The 17,223-nt window shown below is 59.8% G+C and carries 20 protein-coding genes; 7 read left to right on the top strand and 13 right to left on the bottom strand.

Annotation, left to right across the window (positions count from 1 at the left end; all coding sequences use genetic code 11):
• Positions 1-6 precede the first annotated feature (6 nt).
• From ACIQUB_RS00625 to ACIQUB_RS00595, 7 genes are all read right to left on the bottom strand, one after another.
• Positions 7-975 (bottom strand): D-glycerate dehydrogenase, encoded by a 969-nt coding sequence (locus ACIQUB_RS00625; RefSeq protein ID WP_113235281.1) that lies wholly within the window; start codon positions 973-975, stop codon positions 7-9.
• A gap of 179 nt (positions 976-1,154) precedes the next feature.
• Entirely contained in the window at positions 1,155-2,279 is a 1,125-nt protein-coding gene (locus ACIQUB_RS00620; RefSeq protein ID WP_112536731.1) for a branched-chain amino acid ABC transporter substrate-binding protein, read from the bottom strand.
• 119 nt (positions 2,280-2,398) lie between these two features.
• Positions 2,399-2,752 (bottom strand): DUF6867 family protein, encoded by a 354-nt coding sequence (locus ACIQUB_RS00615; RefSeq protein ID WP_018897088.1) that lies wholly within the window; start codon positions 2,750-2,752, stop codon positions 2,399-2,401.
• A 24-nt stretch (positions 2,753-2,776) separates the two neighbouring features.
• A complete protein-coding gene (locus ACIQUB_RS00610; protein WP_018897087.1) occupies positions 2,777-3,505 on the bottom strand; it encodes an ABC transporter ATP-binding protein in 729 nt (242 codons plus the stop codon).
• Positions 3,505-4,377, bottom strand: a complete 873-nt coding sequence (locus tag ACIQUB_RS00605) for an ABC transporter ATP-binding protein (protein WP_026282746.1) — start codon at positions 4,375-4,377, stop codon at positions 3,505-3,507. Before ACIQUB_RS00605 ends, ACIQUB_RS00610 begins: the two co-directional genes overlap by 1 nt.
• Positions 4,377-5,768, bottom strand: a complete 1,392-nt coding sequence (gene livM / locus ACIQUB_RS00600; protein WP_113235280.1) for a high-affinity branched-chain amino acid ABC transporter permease LivM — start codon at positions 5,766-5,768, stop codon at positions 4,377-4,379. Before livM ends, ACIQUB_RS00605 begins: the two co-directional genes overlap by 1 nt.
• Before the next feature lie 4 nt (positions 5,769-5,772).
• Positions 5,773-6,675 carry a branched-chain amino acid ABC transporter permease gene (locus ACIQUB_RS00595; protein ID WP_018897084.1) on the bottom strand — a complete coding sequence of 301 codons (903 nt, stop codon included), beginning with the start codon at positions 6,673-6,675 and terminating at the stop codon, positions 5,773-5,775.
• 379 nt (positions 6,676-7,054) lie between these two features.
• Between ACIQUB_RS00595 and cysQ the strand changes: the two genes are divergently transcribed.
• Both cysQ and ACIQUB_RS00585 read left to right on the top strand, forming a co-directional pair.
• Positions 7,055-7,837 (top strand): 3'(2'),5'-bisphosphate nucleotidase CysQ, encoded by a 783-nt coding sequence (cysQ, locus tag ACIQUB_RS00590; RefSeq protein WP_402928723.1) that lies wholly within the window; start codon positions 7,055-7,057, stop codon positions 7,835-7,837.
• A gap of 126 nt (positions 7,838-7,963) precedes the next feature.
• Positions 7,964-9,001: a DUF2793 domain-containing protein gene (locus ACIQUB_RS00585; RefSeq protein ID WP_113235279.1), complete on the top strand. Its 1,038-nt coding sequence runs from the start codon at positions 7,964-7,966 to the stop codon at positions 8,999-9,001.
• 5 nt (positions 9,002-9,006) lie between these two features.
• Here the strand turns inward: ACIQUB_RS00585 and ACIQUB_RS00580 are convergent, their stop codons facing one another.
• Positions 9,007-9,744 (bottom strand): LuxR C-terminal-related transcriptional regulator, encoded by a 738-nt coding sequence (locus ACIQUB_RS00580; protein WP_113235278.1) that lies wholly within the window; start codon positions 9,742-9,744, stop codon positions 9,007-9,009.
• A gap of 397 nt (positions 9,745-10,141) precedes the next feature.
• Between ACIQUB_RS00580 and ACIQUB_RS00575 the strand changes: the two genes are divergently transcribed.
• Both ACIQUB_RS00575 and ACIQUB_RS00570 read left to right on the top strand, forming a co-directional pair.
• Positions 10,142-10,417, top strand: coding sequence for a DUF1153 domain-containing protein (locus tag ACIQUB_RS00575; RefSeq protein ID WP_007533628.1), 276 nt, complete (start codon positions 10,142-10,144; stop codon positions 10,415-10,417).
• A 313-nt stretch (positions 10,418-10,730) separates the two neighbouring features.
• Positions 10,731-11,009, top strand: a complete 279-nt coding sequence (locus ACIQUB_RS00570) for a GNAT family N-acetyltransferase (protein WP_113008332.1) — start codon at positions 10,731-10,733, stop codon at positions 11,007-11,009.
• 111 nt (positions 11,010-11,120) lie between these two features.
• On the opposite strand, the gene ACIQUB_RS00565 is transcribed toward ACIQUB_RS00570, so the two are convergent.
• Positions 11,121-11,471, bottom strand: coding sequence for a hypothetical protein (locus ACIQUB_RS00565; RefSeq protein ID WP_018897078.1), 351 nt, complete (start codon positions 11,469-11,471; stop codon positions 11,121-11,123).
• 440 nt (positions 11,472-11,911) lie between these two features.
• On the opposite strand from ACIQUB_RS00565, the gene ctrA reads away from it, so the two are divergent.
• A complete protein-coding gene (ctrA, locus tag ACIQUB_RS00560) occupies positions 11,912-12,613 on the top strand; it encodes a response regulator transcription factor CtrA (RefSeq protein ID WP_003542362.1) in 702 nt (233 codons plus the stop codon).
• 135 nt (positions 12,614-12,748) lie between these two features.
• Here the strand turns inward: ctrA and ACIQUB_RS00555 are convergent, their stop codons facing one another.
• Positions 12,749-13,111 (bottom strand): PleD family two-component system response regulator, encoded by a 363-nt coding sequence (locus ACIQUB_RS00555; protein WP_018897077.1) that lies wholly within the window; start codon positions 13,109-13,111, stop codon positions 12,749-12,751.
• A gap of 127 nt (positions 13,112-13,238) precedes the next feature.
• Entirely contained in the window at positions 13,239-13,889 is a 651-nt protein-coding gene (gene chpT / locus ACIQUB_RS00550) for a histidine phosphotransferase ChpT (RefSeq protein WP_026282744.1), read from the bottom strand.
• Between the two features lie 185 nt (positions 13,890-14,074).
• On the opposite strand from chpT, the gene ACIQUB_RS00545 reads away from it, so the two are divergent.
• The gene (locus tag ACIQUB_RS00545) at positions 14,075-14,671 is read left to right on the top strand and encodes an EipA family protein (RefSeq protein ID WP_113235277.1); all 597 of its coding nucleotides are present in this window, start codon (positions 14,075-14,077) and stop codon (positions 14,669-14,671) included.
• Positions 14,672-14,787: 116 nt separating this feature from the next.
• Complete coding sequence (locus tag ACIQUB_RS00540; RefSeq protein ID WP_112945351.1) at positions 14,788-15,948, top strand: hypothetical protein; 1,161 nt, start codon at positions 14,788-14,790, stop codon at positions 15,946-15,948.
• 20 nt (positions 15,949-15,968) lie between these two features.
• On the opposite strand, the gene ACIQUB_RS00535 is transcribed toward ACIQUB_RS00540, so the two are convergent.
• Both ACIQUB_RS00535 and ACIQUB_RS00530 read right to left on the bottom strand, forming a co-directional pair.
• On the bottom strand, positions 15,969-16,790 hold the full coding sequence (locus tag ACIQUB_RS00535) for an RNA methyltransferase (protein WP_113235276.1): 822 nt from the start codon (positions 16,788-16,790) through the stop codon (positions 15,969-15,971).
• A gap of 5 nt (positions 16,791-16,795) precedes the next feature.
• Entirely contained in the window at positions 16,796-17,182 is a 387-nt protein-coding gene (locus ACIQUB_RS00530) for a hypothetical protein (protein WP_018897072.1), read from the bottom strand.
• Positions 17,183-17,223: the final 41 nt, after the last annotated feature.

Genomic DNA, 17,223 nt, shown 5'->3' with positions numbered 1-17,223 from the left:
AAGGCGTCAGGCCACCCGGTCCGGCGGCTCGCGTCCCTCGAAGAAGGCAGTGATATTGTCCACCACCTTCATCCCCATCGCATTGCGCGTCTCCTCAGTCGCGCTGCCGAGATGCGGCAGCAAAACCACATTCTCCATCGCGCGCATCTTCTCCGGCACCTGCGGCTCAGCCTCATAGACGTCGAGGCCGGCGCCACGGATCACGCCATTCTCAAGCGCCGCGATCAATGCCGCCTCGTCGACCACATCGCCGCGCGCCGTGTTGATCAGATAAGCCCCAGGCTTCATCGCCGCGAAACGGGAGGCATTCATCAGGTGCCGGTTCTCCGCACCTCCCGGGCAATGCAGCGACACGAAATCACTGGCCGCGAGCACCTCTTCCACGGTCGCCAACTGCCGCGCGCCATATCGCGCCGCCTCAGTGGGATCGACCGTCGAGCGGTTGTAGAACACCACGTCCATGCCGAAACCAAAATGGCAGCGCTGGGCGAAGGCCTTGCCGATGCGCCCGAAGCCGATGATCCCCACCGTCTTGCCCGTAACCTTGCTGCCGATCATATGCGTCGGGCACCAGCCGTTCCATTCGCCGGCCCGGATCTGCCGCTCGCCCTCCCCGCCACGGCGCGCGACCGAAAGCAGGAGCAGCATGGCGATATCGGCGGTGCAATCGGTAAGCACACCAGGCGTGTTGGTCACCACGATCCCCTTGGCCTTCGCCGCCGCGATGTCGATGTGGTTATAGCCGACCCCGAAATTGCCGAGGACTTTGGCCCGGATCTCGCCTTCGAAAACCGACGCCGGAAGCTTGTCCGACACGGTCGGCAGCACGGCGTCGTGGGTGCGCAGCGCCTCGGCGATGGCTTCGGGCGACATCGGCAGGTCGTCGGTGTTGAAGGCCGGGTCGAAGCGCTCGGCGAGCACAGCCTCGACGGCGGAGGGCCAACGGCGCGTGAGGAGAATCTTGGGGCGGGACATGGCGTATCCGTATCGTCTGCGGCTGCGCGCCGATAGGCGGCAACCTGTTGAATTCGCGGGCGATCCTAACCGGATCGTCCTCGATCGCAAGACCGGCAAGCGGCCGGGCGGTTCGCATTGTGGCCAAAACGAAAGAAGCCCGGTGCGAGACCGGGCTTCCAAGGTGAGAACGAAAGTTCTTACTTCGCGTCCTGCGGGAAGTAGGAGAACTTGCCGTCTGGGCCCTTCTTCCATTCGTACATGACGTAGCCTGGAATCTTCGGGTCGCCCTTTTCGTCGAACGAGATGTCGCCGAGAACGGTCTTGAACGGACCCTTGGCCTTCATCGCTGCGGCAACGGCTTCAGCGTCGGTCGAAGCAGCTGCCTTGGCAGCTTCAGCGATCGTCTGCATCGCGGCGTAGGAGTAAAGCGTGTAGGCTTCCGGGTTGAAGCCGGCAGCCTTGAACTTCTCGACGAGTGCCTTGTTGTCGGGGTTCAGCGTTGCGTCCGGACCGAACGTGTTCAGCGTACCGGCGACTGCGTCACCAGCGATCGATGCCAGTTCGTTCGAAACGATACCGTCACCCGATACGAGCGTTGCCTTCAGGCCCTGGTCGGCGGCCTGGCGGATGATCAGACCAGCTTCGGTGTGGAGACCACCCCAGTAGATGATCGAAACGCCGGCTTCCTTCATCTTGGCGATGAGGGCCGAGAAGTCCTTGTCGCCGACGTTGATGCCTTCGTACATGACTTCGGTGAGACCAGCGGCATTCATGGCCTTCTTGGTTTCGTCAGCGAGGCCCTGGCCGTATGGGGTCTTGTCGTGAACGACGGCGATCTTGGCGTCCTTGAAGTGGTCGGCGAGATACTTGCCGGCGATGCCGCCCTGCTGGTCGTCGCGACCGCAAGTACGGAACGTGTTCCAAAGACCACGCTCGGTGAACTGCGGGTTGGTCGCAGCCGGGGTGATTTCGAGGATGCCGTTTTCAGCGTAAACTTCGGAAGCCGGGATCGAAACGCCCGAGTTGAAGTGGCCGATAACGAACTTGACGCCGTCAGCTGCGAACTTGTTGGCAACCGAGATACCCTGCTTCGGGTCGGACACGTCGTCGCCGAGCACGATCTTGATCTGCTCGCCATTGATGCCGCCAGCAGCGTTGATGTCGGCAGCTGCCTGCTCGGCACCCTTCTGGAGCTGTGCGCCGAACGCAGCGTTCGGGCCGGTCAGCGGACCAGCAACGGCAACCGTGATGTCGGCCCAAGCGTTGCTGCTGAAGGCGACCATCGCCGTCAGAGCCACTGCCGACAGAAGAGACTTCTTCATTATGTTACTCCCAGTTTTTTAGCGGGTTCCGTTCCATTACCCAGCGCATCACCCACTTTACTGCGCTGGGAAACCTGTTCCACTCGGAGAGGTAATTTGTCCCTAGATTCAACCGGCTGTCAATGTTTTGCCTTCCAGGAGAAGGGTGACGTCTTTTCGTAGAGCCAGTAGTAATTATTGACCATCTGATTGGTCCGGCGATAGCGGTATCCCGCCGTCGCGAAGATCAGGAGAAGGACGAAGTCGATGGCGTAATAGAACACGCTCAGCACCGGTCCGTCGAACAGCGCATGATGCAGAAACTGCATCGCAGCCGCCAGAAGCACGCTGTAGCCGATGACAATAGGATAGTCGCTCCAGCCATCGGCAGCAGCCTTGCCCGAACGCCACGCGGTCCAGAAGCCGATCAACACGACGATCAGGCGGATGACGCTGCGAACGCCGGTATCGCCTTCAAAGAAAAGTCCCTGCATATCAAAGTCTCCCCTTCGTCATGCTCAATGCCGTCCGCCTTCGAGATAGGCGGCGCGAACTTCAGGATTGGCGAGCAGCTCCTGGCCGGAGCCCGACATCGTCACCTTGCCGTTGACCATGACATAGGCCCGGTCCGACAGCTTCAGCGCCGCGAAGGCGTTCTGCTCGACGAGGAACACGGTGAGCCCCTCATCCTTGTTCAGCTTCTTGATCGCCTCGAAGATGCCCTTGACGATCAGTGGCGCGAGACCGAGCGACGGCTCGTCGAGAAGCAAAAGCTTCGGGCGGGCCATCAGCGCGCGGCCGATCGACAGCATCTGCTGCTCGCCGCCCGAAAGCGTGCCGCCGCGCTGCGTCTGGCGCTCCTTGAGACGCGGGAACATCGCGAAGATCTTCTCGACGTCTTCCTTGAAGTATTTCAGGTTATCGAGGCCGGCGCCCATTTGCAGGTTTTCCATCACACTCATGCGCGGGAAAATGCGGCGACCTTCCGGCGACTGCGCGATGCGCAGGCGGGCGATCTCGTGAGTCGGCATCTTGGTGATGTCGCGGCCCTCGAAGATGACCTTGCCGGCGCGCGCCTGCGGGCTGCCGCAGATCGTCATCATCAGTGTCGACTTGCCGGCGCCGTTGGCGCCGATCAGGCTGACGATTTCGCCCTGGTTGACGTGGACATCGATGCCGGCGAGCGCGCGAATGTTGCCGTAATAGGTTTCAACACCCTCGACCTTGAGAAGTGGCTGACCGGTCATCAGTGCGTACCTCCTTCGAGGTTTTCGACGTCTGCGATCACCTGTTCCACTTCCTCGTCTTCGACACCGAGATAGGCCGCGATGACCTTCGGATCGTTCTTCACATGATCGGGCGTGCCGTCGGAAATCTTCTGGCCGTATTCGAGCACGACGACGTGGTCGGAAATTTCCATGACCACGGACATGTCATGCTCGATCAGGAGCAGCGACGTGCCCTCGTCGCGGATACCGCGCAGAAGCGTGTTCAGCGTCAGCGATTCCTTCGGGTTGAGACCGGCGGCCGGCTCGTCCAGGCAGAGCAGTTCCGGTCCCGTGCACATGGCTCGCGCGATTTCCAGACGACGCTGAGCGCCATATGGTAGATCGCCGGCGGGATCGTCGGCGCGATCGATCAGATCGGCCTTCTCCAGCCAGTAGCGGGCAAGCTCGATCGCGTTCTTCGCTTCCGCGCTGTAGCGACCAATCCCGAGCAGGCCGAGAATGGTGTAGCCCGATGCCAGCATCAGCTTGTTGTGCTGCGCGACCAGAAGGTTTTCGAGAACCGTCAGGCCGGAGAACAACCGGATGTTCTGGAAGGTACGGGCGACCTTGGCTTCGCGGGTGATGCGAAAGTCCGGCAGACGCTCAAGTAGATGTTCCCTGCCGTCCTTGTGGCGCATGGTGATCATGCCCATGGTCGGCTTGTAGAAGCCGGTGATGCAATTGAACACGGTGGTCTTGCCGGCGCCGTTCGGGCCGATCAGCGCGGTGATCTCGCCGCGCTTGGCCTCGAACGAGAAGTCGTTGATCGCCATCAGGCCGCCGAACTTCATCGACAGGTGCTCGACCTTGAGCAGGGTATCGCTGGACATGTTGGTTTCCTGAGGGCTCATCAGCCGTGGCCCTCCTTGGTGAAGCTTCCCGATACCGATTTCCGTTCTTTCAGGAACGCCGTCGGCTCACGCGATCCGACGAAGCCGCGCGGCTTGATCAGCATGACGACAACCATCGCCAGACCGAAGAGCAGCATGCGGTAGAGTTCCGGCGTGAAGTCGGGTCCGAAGATGAGCTTCAGGAACTCCATTTCGCGCAGCATCTCGGTACCGCCGATCATGACGATCGCGGCAATCGCGATGCCGGTCAGCGAGCCCATGCCGCCGAGAACGACGATGGCGAGGATGACCGCAGATTCCAGGAACACGAAGGATTCAGGCGATACGAAGCCCTGGCGAGCGGCGAAGAAGGAGCCGGCGAAGCCGCCGAACATCGCACCCGTGGCGAAAGCCGTGAGCTTGGTCGTCACCGTGTTGATGCCGAGCGAACGGCAGGCGATTTCGTCTTCGCGAAGCGCTTCCCACGCACGGCCGATCGGCATGCGGCGCAGGCGGATCGTCACGTATGCCGTCAGAAGGCACAGCGCCAGAATCAGATAGAAGAGGAAGATCTTGTAGTAGGCCGAAGAGATCGGCAGGTGGAACAGCTTGGCGAAACCATGCGGGCTGGCATCGAAGGGAATGCCGAACAGCGTTGCCTTCGGAATGCTGGCGATACCGAACGTGCCCTTGGTCAGATCCGTCCAGTTGATGATGACGAGGCGGATGATTTCACCGAAGGCCAGCGTCACGATCGCCAGGTAGTCGCCGCGCAGACGCAGCACCGGGAAGCCGAGGATGATGCCCCAGAGACCGGCAAGAATGCCCGACAGCGGCAGAAGAACCCAGAAGGACAGGCCGAAATAGCTGGAGAGCAGCGCGTAGGAATAGGCGCCGACCGCGTAGAACGCGACGTAACCAAGGTCGAGCAGACCGGCGAGACCGACGACGATGTTCAGGCCCCAGGCCAGCATCACGTAGATCAGGATCTGGATACCGAAGTTGTCGACCCACTTCAGCGAGCCCTGCGCACCGACCAGCGCCACGATGACGACCGGATAAAGAACCAGCGCCAGAAGCGCGATCTTCAGGAAGTGGGCGTGGAAGAAGCCCTTCTTCTCGGAGATGTCGAGTTCGCCGCTGCGCGCCTTGGCAAGCTTGCGGGCATCGAGATGCGGACGCAGGAAGACCACGATCGCAAACCGGCCGACCGCCGCGATGGCGACGAAGATCGCGAGCAGGCCCCAGCGCTGAACCACGACGAGTTCGTTGCTGATGTTCTGCTGCGTGCCGAGACCGACATAGAGAACGAACATGCCGAAGGATATGATGCCGGCGAAAATAGCTTCTTTAATACCCTTCTGGACAAGTCCGGATGCGGGCTTGCCAGGGGCGTTTTCAACATTTGCCATGACGTTAAACCTTCTCGACTTCCGGCCGGCCCAGGATACCTGTCGGCTTGAAGATCAGCACGAAAGCGAGGATGGCGAAGGTCGCCACATCCTTGTAGGCGATGGTGAAGTAGGCCGACCACAGGCTTTCGATCAGGCCGATCATCAGACCACCGAGAACGGCGCCCGGAAGCGAACCGATACCGCCGAGAACGGCCGCCGTGAACGCCTTCACGCCAGGCACGAAGCCGTCGTTGAAGTTCACCACGCCGTAGTACATCAGGTACATCGTGCCGGCGACGGCAGCGAGTGCGGCGCCCATGATGAAGGTCACCGAGATTGTCTGGTCGACATTGACGCCAAGCAGCGCCGCCATCTTGCGGTCCTGCTCGGTGGCGCGCTGCGCGCGGCCAAGCGCCGTATGATTGACGAGATACCAGAAGACGGTGAGCAGCACGGCCGTGATGATGATGATCACGATCTGCTTCAGCGAGATGGTGACGCCACCGATGTTATAGACGCTGCTGATCAGCGGCGGGATCGGCTTGTTGCGCGGACCCTGCGTCACCTGGATGAAGTTCGACAGCGTGATCGACATGCCGATCGCTGTGATCAGCGGCGCCAGGCGGAACGAACCGCGCAGCGGGCGATAAGCGACGCGCTCGATCGTCCAATTCCACAAACTCGTCATCAGCATCGCGATAAGCAGCATCAGCAGCAGCAGAACCGCGACCGGCAAACCAGCAAAAATCGATGTGAGGACGAGAAAGACGATAAGGGCGGCGAAGCCACCGATCATGAAAATATCGCCGTGAGCGAAGTTGATCATGCCGATGATGCCGTAAACCATCGTATAGCCGATAGCCACGAGGCCATAGATGGATCCAAGAGTCAGCCCATTAATGAGCTGCTGGACAAAATATTCCATATGTCTTTCCCCTGGACACAGAACCGTGAAAAGCCTGCGTCTCTTGTTATTAGAGCCCTTGTTGAGCCCTTGATTAAAGATTTCATACTGCTTTCAAGGCAAAAGGGAAGCGCAAAATTACAAAGCTCCAAAGTTCTTTACCGTTTTGGTGAAAATGACTTTTTGGCATCCATAAAGTTGATTTTTTCAACACAATCCGGCCTCTGACGCCACTTTTCACCGCAAATTCACTTTTCCCTGGGTTCTTTAGCCTTCGCCGATGGATGGAAAATCGTCAAAGCACACCTGCGTCCTTTTGCGACGGCGGACGAGCCGTGCAATGAAGCGTGAAAACGACTATATGAGAAGCATGATGGAGAAGGGATCGAACCGACCCGCGATGCTCGAAACGTTTGAACGCGCCGCCCTTGAGGCTGGCAAGGCGATCATGGATGTGTACCGCGCCGGCTGCACGGCGGCCAGCAAGGCCGACAACAGCCCTGTCACGATCGCCGACGAGCAGGCCGAGCGGATCATTCTGGCGCATCTCTATCGCGATTTCCCCGACATTCCCGTCATCGCCGAAGAATCGGTTGCGGCCGGCATCGTGCCGGCGGTCGGCTCGTCTTTCTTCTTAGTCGATCCCCTGGATGGCACGCGCGAATTCGTCGACAAGCGGCCGGAATTCACCGTCAACATCGCCTTCATCGTCGATGGTCACCCGGCTGCCGGCATCGTCTTCGCGCCCGCGCTGGGCGTCGCCTTTCTCGGCGAGAACGGCACGGCCGAGAAGCTGCATATCGGCCCGGACTTCCGCGTGGAAAAACGTCTGCCGATCAATGTGCGCCTCGCCAAGGCCGAGCGCACCGCACTCGCCAGCCGTTCGCATAACAGCCCGCAGACGGCGCGGTTTTTGGCCGAGCAGGCCATCTCGGAGTGCAAGAATATCGGCTCGTCGCTGAAATTCTGTCTGCTCGCGGAAGGAGAAGCGGACGTCTATCCGCGCTTCACCCGCACGATGGAGTGGGACACCGCGGCCGGCGATGCAATCCTGCGCGCGGCCGGCGGCTGTACCGTGACCCTCGACGGCCGCCCCCTCACCTACGGTAAGACCCGGCAGGCCCACGACGCGGATTTCGCCAACCCCGATTTCATCTCCTGGGGCCACGCCCTCCGGCTTTGAACATGGGGATATTTCTCGCAAATATCCATGTGAAATCAGCGCCCGACCCCGCGCGCTGTCCCCGCTTCCCGACGCGCCTCTACGATTTGCGGCAGTGAAACCTGCCGCAAACACCGGAGCTCGATCGTGTCGGACCAGACCAACAACCTCGCCTTGCCCTACATCCTGCCCTCCCAGGCACAGAAGCACGTGCCGCATAACGAAGCGCTACAGCGCCTCGACGCCGTGGTCCAGCTGACGATCATCGCCGAACGCCAGGCACCGCCCGAAACACCGGGTGAAGGCGACCGCTATCTCGTCGCCGCCGATCCCGAGGGCGCGTGGCTCGGCCGGCAGGGGCTCATTTCCGTCTGGCAGGATGGCGCATGGGCCTATCTCTCGCCAAACCCCGGCTGGCGCGCATTTTTCCTCGAAACCCGTCAGCTCCGCGCATTCGACGGCGCGAACTGGAAGGTGATCTCGCTCGATGCGGATGGCGGGCTACCGATGATCGGCATCAACGCGACGGCCGACGCGATCAACCGGCTGGCGGTCGCCTCTGAAGCAAGTCTCTTTACCCATTCAGGCCAAGGTCATCAGTTGAAGATCAACAAGGCCGACCCGTCTCAAACAGGCACGCTGCTCTTTCAGACAAATTGGTCGGGCCGCGCCGAGATGGGCCTTGCGGGAAGCGATGCCTTTTCGATCAAGGTCAGCGGCGATGGCAATGATTGGTCGACGGCGCTCGTCGTGGCACCGGACGGCGTGGTGCGCATGCCCGCGCGGCCGATCGTGCGGGCATCGCTTGCTGCCGGCACAGCGTCTCCACCAGCGGGAAGCCGCACCGGCTTCACGGATATCAACGCGGGACAAGGCGGCTTCGAGCTCGGCACCGCCGTGCCGTCTGGCTCCGGCGCGCGGCTGATCGTCCCGGCCGACGGCTTCTATCTTCTGTCGCTCTCCGTGAGCACCCTCACCTCGTCGGGCCACGGTGTCGCGATCGAGGTCAACGGTACCACCGTCGTCGCGAACGCGAGCGGCCCGGCCTCGACATCACCGACTCGGCAGAGCGTTACGACCATCGTTGAACTGCATGAAGGCGATTGGCTTGCATTGCTTCACAGCGGCACGGCGCAATACGAATTTGGACCGGCGAAGACCGAACTCTGCGCCGTCATGCTCTGAACAAGTTACAGCAGGCGGTAGCGGAAGGCCCGGGCAACCGCCTGCATCCGGTTGACGGAATCGAGCTTGCGCATCGCGCTCTTCAGATATCCGACCACGGTGTGCGGCGAAAGCTCGAGTATGATGGCGATCTCGTCGCTGCTCTTGCCCGCCGCCGACCAGCGCAGGCATTCGATCTCGCGGCTGCTCAAATTCTCCAGAGGCTGTTCGGTCACCTGCAGGCGCGCGTAGACGTCGAGGAATTCCATGGCGCTGAACACATGCGCCATCGCCTCCTCGCGCGAAAGATCCGCCCGTGCGCCCGAAAACGCGAAAATATAGGGCTGACGATCGGCATCATGCAGCACGAAAGCAAATGTCCGGCGAAATCCGAGCTCGCGAAACAGACCGGTAATCCGCTCGTTCTTCGGGTTCGTCACGCTGCTTTCGAACGCCCCGCCGCCAAACGATACCGGCAGGCTCGATTTTCTGAGTTCCGAGACAAGCGCACTATTGTGAAACAGGTCGTCTTCGTCATAGGCGGTAACCAGACTGTCAGGCCAGTTGCTGAAGATATGGTTTCCCGCAAAGCCGCCATTGTCGCCATGGGGAAAGCCCGCGAACAAATAGTGGTTGAAACCCGCCGCCTTCGCCAGACGCGCGAGGCGTTCCTTGGGATCGGCTGGCGATGGACTGGTTTTTTCTGGCGATAAAAAAGCAATATTGGCCGCGCCGTCTTGAACGGCACGTTCTTCATTCCGCATCGATTTCGTCCTTCAAAGGCTAAACTTGCCTGAAAACGCTCTTCTGGCAGCAACAATCAAAGTATAGGAAAAGAAAAAAGATCACTTCGACGCTAGGCAAAGCCTGTAATTCTATTCCCAAGGCACACAGAAACAACAATCGCGACGACACGCAACGTTCTATCTGCCGTTGGGGAGGCTTATAGTTTGATGGGGATCAGACAACTATTATTCATTGTGCATGGCTCCCATGCACTTATGACAAATTTACGCAAGGGAAGCCGCACGCGAGGCGCGGGCAAGCGCCATCATGCGACGCGGTTAAATTTATTATCAAAGTCTTACGACGCGTTTAGGCAATTTTTAAATGTGACAAGCTAGAGTGGCTCTCGTGGTCTTGAGTTGTGTAGAGAGTCCAATGACCGAAATGATACGTCCCCGAGTGAAATATGTCATCGGCCCCGATGGCAGCCCGCTGACGATTGCGGATTTGCCGCCGCCGAATACTCGGCGCTGGGTAATTCGCCGTAAGGCAGAGGTTGTCGCAGCTGTGCGCGGTGGCCTGTTGAGCTTGGAAGAAGCTTGCGAACGCTATACTTTGACCGTCGAGGAGTTTCTCTCCTGGCAGTCATCAATCAACAGCCATGGTCTTGCCGGCCTGCGCACCACGCGCATCCAGCAGTATCGCCATTGATTAGTTATTGAAGTTGATTCCATTTCAGTTCGGGCCGACCGCACATCGCAGGATGTGAAGCCGGCCCGAAGCTTTTGCTGCTATCCGGCGTTTATCTCATTGCCGAACTGAACCGACGCTCTGAAGCGCGGCCACCGTCCCCAAAGACCACTCGGACAGCGGCTGCGCGAGCAAGGCTCGAGATATTCTTTTCTCAAACGCCAAACCACCTGCCTCCCCTTTCATCGAACAATGCGTCACCTTGAGCGGCCTTTGCTTTGCGCCGGCGCCATGGCACGTTTGCTTCAACGCAATCGAAAGGAAGGCAGTCGGGATGAAGATCACCAACGAAGAAAACGCATCGGGCGGCCGCTACGTCGCCGAACTCGAAGGCCATCAGGCCGAAATGACCTATTCCCGCACATCGCCGACGCTGATCATCATCGATCACACCGGCGTGCCGGATGCGCTGCGCGGCAAGGGCGTCGGCCAGGCGCTGGCGCTGCACGCGGTGGAAGCCGCCAGAACCGGTGGCTGGAAGATCATTCCGCTCTGCCCTTTCTTCAAGGCGCAGGCGCTTCGCCATGAAGAATGGCGCGACGTCATCAACTGATCTTCTGAAGTCGAGAAACGCCAAAAGCCATGTATGACGGACAGCACGCCCGTCATGCATGGCTTTTATGAGATGACACCCCAGATGCCCGAAGGCATCGATCATCTTGGCTTAGGCTCTTGCCCGAACCGCCCCGTCGCGCTCTTCGAGCGCGGCAGCGCGTGCATATTCCGCCTGCATCTCTTCGAGCGTCTGCTCCAAGGCCTCTTCCTGCATCCTCAGTTCCTTGATCGAAACCTGAAGATTGTCCGCGCGCTGGCGTGCTGCCTTCGCGAAGGTGGGATAGGCGAAGTGATTCGGGTCGGAAATGCCGGACTTCTTTTCCTCGACGACGATCTGGCTCTCCAGATCCTTCGTCATACGGTCAAATTCAGACATCATCATCTGCAACTGCTGCAGTTGACGACGCTTTTCGTTCACCTGAAACTCTTTCAGACGAACTAGGCTCTCACGCGACTTCATACGCATTACTCCAGTGATGCGAGACCCCGGCTTCACTTGAAACCGCCCATTAGCTGCCGCTGTCATGCGACTTGCCCAAAAAATTTCCCTCGGCGTTAACAAAAACCTACCGCTGGTAACCTTTCGTTTACGGGCATCGTTAATGATAGTGCCGATGATTTAAGGGTCGGTAAACACAACTACGCGATTTCCGGTCCGTTTCATTGGTGAGTCGAATGAATCGCTTGCCGGCCTTTCTTAATGTAACAGTTGAGAAGAGGGCCTTGCGGATTCTCGTTGGAAAACAGCGGAATGGACAAAATATTTAATAAATTGATTACCTCTTGCCAGAGTGAATCAGAATTTGTTAACCATTTCGTGGCAGCTTCCAAATCACGCAGTGACATTTCTGTATCGCGTAGGGGCCAGACCACCTTTCGGCGGCGGTAAAGGGGATAAGAATGCGGGTACTACTCATCGAAGATGACAGCGCGACAGCGCAGAGCATCGAACTGATGCTCAAGTCAGAAAGTTTCAACGTCTACACCACCGATCTTGGTGAAGAAGGCGTCGATCTCGGCAAGTTGTATGATTATGATATCATCCTTCTTGATCTCAACCTTCCAGACATGTCCGGATATGAAGTGCTCCGCACTCTCCGTCTGTCCAAGGTTAAAACACCGATCCTGATCCTCTCCGGCATGGCCGGTATCGAGGACAAGGTTCGCGGTCTCGGCTTCGGCGCCGACGACTACATGACCAAGCCTTTCCACAAGGACGAACTGGTTGCTCGCATCCATGCGATCGTCCGTCGTTCGAAGGGTCACGCTCAGTCCGTCATCATGACCGGCGAACTGATCGTCAACCTCGACGCCAAGACCGTCGAAGTCGGTGGCCAGCGCGTTCACCTGACGGGCAAGGAATACCAGATGCTGGAGCTGCTTTCGCTCCGCAAGGGTACCACGCTCACCAAGGAAATGTTCCTGAACCACCTTTATGGCGGCATGGACGAGCCGGAACTCAAGATCATCGACGTCTTCATCTGCAAGCTGCGCAAGAAGCTTGCGAACGCTGCCGGCGGCGCAAACTACATCGAAACCGTCTGGGGCCGCGGCTACGTTCTGCGCGAGCCGGATGGCGCCGAATACGCCGAAACAGCCTGATATCCGATTTCGGTCCCTACGCCGATCATCCTTAAGATCCCGCCTTCACGGCGGGATTTTTTGTGTCCATGAACACGTCTGAAACAACAAAAGCCGCCCTGAAGGCGGCTTTTGCATGTTAATCGAATGGGAATATCAGGCGGCGATGGCGCGATTGCCGAAGACCGCGGTCAGGATCTTGCGGTCGAAGGGCTTGAGCAGGAAGTCCGTGGCCCCTGCCCGCTTGCCCATCATCAGCTTCTTCAGGTCGGCCTCGATCACGCAATAGTAGATCTTGACCTCCTTGCCGCCTTCCATGGCGCGAACCGCCACGATCAGATCAAGCGCGCCATCCATGGATGAATCGACGATCAGGTAATCGGGCAGTTCCACCTGGCAATGGGACAATGCTTCGCTGGCGCTGGAGGCTTCACTGACCATGAAGTCGAGTTCCGAGAGAATCCGCTTCCCGACTTTACGAACGACGTCCGACGAATCGGTGATCATGAACCTTTGCATCGCTGCTCCATTGCCCAGCTTCTGTCCCGGCGGGCATCTTCACGGGCAAGGATAGAAACATTCGGCTAAGGAAGTATTACTTCGATACAAGCAATGTGCCGGGAATCTATCCCGGCGCTGTTTTAGATCAGGCCGGAATGACTTCGGCGGTGAAGACGATCTCTTCGGCACTGGCGCTATGGCCAAGCTTCATCCCGCACTCTTCCGCGAGCAGCACTGCGTAATAGGGCTGGATCGTATGGGCGTCGATCGCTTCTTCGATCTCACCGGTCGAAATCTCCACGAACTTCGGCGGCAGGCGCATCAGCTTGCCCTTGGCGACGAGCGTGAACTTCGCGTCGAATTCCGGGTTCTCAAGCGTGATATCGATCTGGCCACCGCGCGGAATGGAGGAATAAGCGACGAGGAACAGGTTGAGCAGCAGCTTGACGCGGTTCTTCGCGATGATCGCGCGCGGTCCGTTCCAGACCACTTCGGTCTTCTTCTCGGCGGCGGCGAAGTCCTTGGCGGCGCGTTCTGCTTCGCCAGTGTCAATCGAAGCGCCAACGGAGCCGGAAGCGCCGAAGGCAAGGCGTGCGAATTTGAGACGAACCGACGCGTTCAGCGCGCTGGTGCGGATAAGATCCATGGCGTCTGCATCGGCGCCGCCCTCGTCGAGCAGTTCAAGACCGTTGTTGATCGCGCCGACGGGCGAGATGACGTCATGGCAAACACGGCTGCAGAGAAGCGCGGCCAGATCAGGGCCGGTCAGGGTAAGGTTTGGATTCTTCGACATCATTGTCTCCAAGAAGGCGGTGATTCATTCCGCCACACATATTGCTTCATCATTGCACGAAGTTTGCGAGCGTACTCAGCGCCATAATGACACCATATTTGGTAAACCGATTGTTAAGACCATCCGCGCAAAATGATAGAAACGCCGGAAACGGCACCATGTATCGACCATGATGAACGGATGACACCATGCGCCCCTCAATCCTAGGAAGATTCCTGGCCGACTGCCGGCGGGTCTCAGTGCTCGCGATCTCGTGCCTGATGCTCGTCGCGACGGAGGCCGCGGCTCAGCAGGCCAGGAACGATCAATATTCGATTCAGGAAATCGTCGACGCCGGCCATTCCTTCTTCGGCTCCACCAGCGGCGGACTTGCCAAGGCGGTCGAGGCCGCCTTCCAGAAGTACGGCTTGCCGAACGGCTATATTCTCGGCCAGGAAGGCTCCGGCGCCTTCATCGCCGGCCTGACCTATGGCGAAGGCCAGCTCAACACCAAGAACGCCGGCGAGCATCCGCTCTACTGGCAGGGCCCCTCACTCGGCATCGACTACGGTGGCCAGGGCACGCGCGTGATGATGCTGGTCTACGACCTGCCGTCGACAGACGCCATCTACGCCCGCTTTGGCGGCGTCAGCGGCCAGGCCTTCGTGATCGCAGGCTTCGGCATGACGCTGCTCAAGAACAACAACGTTCTCGTCGTGCCGATCCGCACGGGCGTCGGCGCCCGCCTCGGCCTCAACGTCGGCTATATCAAGATTACCCCAAATCCGACCTGGAACCCCTTCTGATATCATGGTCACGGCGAACTCTGTCTCGCCGTGACCCATCCGCCACTTGCCCTAACGGCGTTGGCCGCTTAATCATTGGCTGACGCAAATCAACTTCTGGAAGCAGTGGCCTCGCCGTGATCGAATACGCGCTCTTGTTCGGATTGGGCTTTCTGGCCGCGGCGTTCCTGGTTTTCCTCGTATCGCCGGCCGTCCATCGCCGTATCGTCTGGTACACGGAAAACCGCATGCGCGCGACGATGCCGTTGAGCCCTCAGGAAGTGCGCGCGCAAAAGGACATGGTCCGCGCGCTTTATGCCGCCGAAAACGCCCGCACCACGCAGGATCTGATTCGCGAACGCGAAAAGTCGATGTCGCTGCAATTGAAGCACGACCAGATCGCCCGCGACGCCGGCCACTTCGCCTCCGAGATCAGCGCGCTTCAGGCCCAGATCGCCGACATGAGCGTCGAGGCCGCCGAGCTGCGCTCTCACCTGCGCAAGGACGAGAACTATATCAGCCAGCTGAAGACGAGCCTGCACATCGCCGAACAGGCCAGTGCCGCCAAGGAAGGCGAGCTCGACGCGCTGCGTATCCGCCTGAACAAGATCGTCGAGCAGACCGACAATCTGAAGATCGACATGGCCGCGCGCGAGACCGAGCTCGAGAACCTCAATTTCAAGCACAGCGGATTGCGCACCGAGCGCGATGAGCTTCGCCAGGACGTGGGCCTGCTGCAGAAGCGCGCCAAGGATGCCGAACAGAAGCTGACGCAGCAGGAACACGCGGTTCTCCGCCTCGAAGACCGCGCCGAGCGCGACAAGGCGACCCTTGCCGACAAGGAAGCGCTTCTCACGCGCCGGCAGCAGGACCTGACCAAGCTCAAGGATCAGGTGAAGGCCGCCAATGCCGACATGCGCAAGGCAAACCGCGCGCTGCGCTCGGCAGGCCTCGCCCCTCTCGTCCTCATCCCGCCGCAGGAAAAGCCCGTGCCGGAAGAAGCCCCGATCTCAGAACTCGACACCGCCGCGGTCGCAGCGCGCCTCGCCGAAGAAGTGCGCGCCCGCAGCGCCGCCGTATCCGAGGAAATCCTCGCCGCCAGGCTGAACACCTCCAACGACGGCGCTATCCGCGAAGAGATCGCGACTATCGCCGCCGACATGGTGGCCTTGACCGCCATCAACGAAGGCAAGGCCTCGCCGATCCGCGAGCTGCTGCCTGAGACGGCGGAGACGAAGGAAGGCGAGCGCATCGACCTCGCCCAGCGCGCCGCCACGATCCTGTCGCAGCCCGGCTAAGACTAAGTCGCCAAAAGTTTTCAGATACGCTTGGCCGTGGAAGACATGGCAAACAGCGCGATGCCGGTCGCGGTCGCGACGTTGAGGCTGTCGAGCCCCGGCGATTGCGGAATGCGCGCGCTGCGGAAGCGCGACAGCACCGCCTGCGGCAACCCCTCGCCTTCCGTGCCGACGACGAGCGCCATGCGCTCCGAGGCCGGAATGGAGCGGATATCGACCTCGCCGCGCGGCGACAGCGTCCAGATGGCGAAATCCCGCTCGGCCAGTTGCGTGAGCAGGTCCACCGCGTCACCGCCGCGCTGGTAGGGAACGCTCAACACCGATCCGACCGAAACGCGCATCGCCTTCCGATAAAGCGGGTCGCACGAGGTCTCGTCCAGGAAGATCGCATCGGCATCGAAGGCGGCCGCATTGCGGAACATCGAGCCGGCGTTGTCGTGATTGGAAATGCCGCAACCGACCAGCACCAGCGAACGCTCGGGCAACCGATCGATCAACGCGCCGCCCTGTGGCTGCCGCCGCCCCAGCGCAAGCACGCCGCGATGAAGATGGAAGCCGACGATACGGTCGAGCACATCCGCTTCCGCGACGTAGACGGGAACGTCATCCGGCAGCCGCTCGAGAATATCGGCAACGCCCTCGACACGGTTGCGCAGCAAAAGCACCTTCTCGGCAGCGAAATCGCCGCCCGACCGGTGGGCCTCGGCCAACATGCGCAGCACGACGGTGCCCTCGGCGATAAACCGGTTATGCCGCCCGGTCAGATCGCGTTCGCGAATGTCGCGAAACTCGGCGATCTCAGGGTCGTCGGCATTGTCGATCGCAATCAGCCGAGGGGCCATCGTTCTCAGCCGCCGTTGACCGTCACGTCAGCGATGATGCTTCCGGCCTTGATGTCGAACACCAGCGCCTTGGCCACGCCCTCGGCGGTCTTGCCGAAGAACATGATCTGGCCGCCCGAAAGCGAAGAGGACTGAAGAACGAAGCCGGCGGGCAGGTTTGCGGTCACGGAAACCGGCGCATCCGACGGAATTCCGGCTGATGTAATCGCGACCGGCTCCTTCGCTGGCGCCCGCATCGTCTTGTAGACAACCGCGCCGAAGACCGCCATAAGGCTCACGAACATGATGAAGCCGGAGACGATCTGCAGGCGGATCATCTTGCGTCGGACATTTTCCATTGCCGGATCGAGGGGCTTTTCTTCCTGATCGTCTTCTGGCTGGACATTCGTCATATATGGCGTTCCATTCTATAAAATACTTCGGAGAAGAAGCG

This window comes from Rhizobium sp. NPDC090275, assembly GCF_044772225.1.
In the GTDB taxonomy this organism is placed as follows: domain Bacteria; phylum Pseudomonadota; class Alphaproteobacteria; order Rhizobiales; family Rhizobiaceae; genus Rhizobium.
The sequence above is the reverse complement of the archived record's forward strand: the minus strand, read 5'-3'. Positions and strand labels throughout refer to the sequence as shown.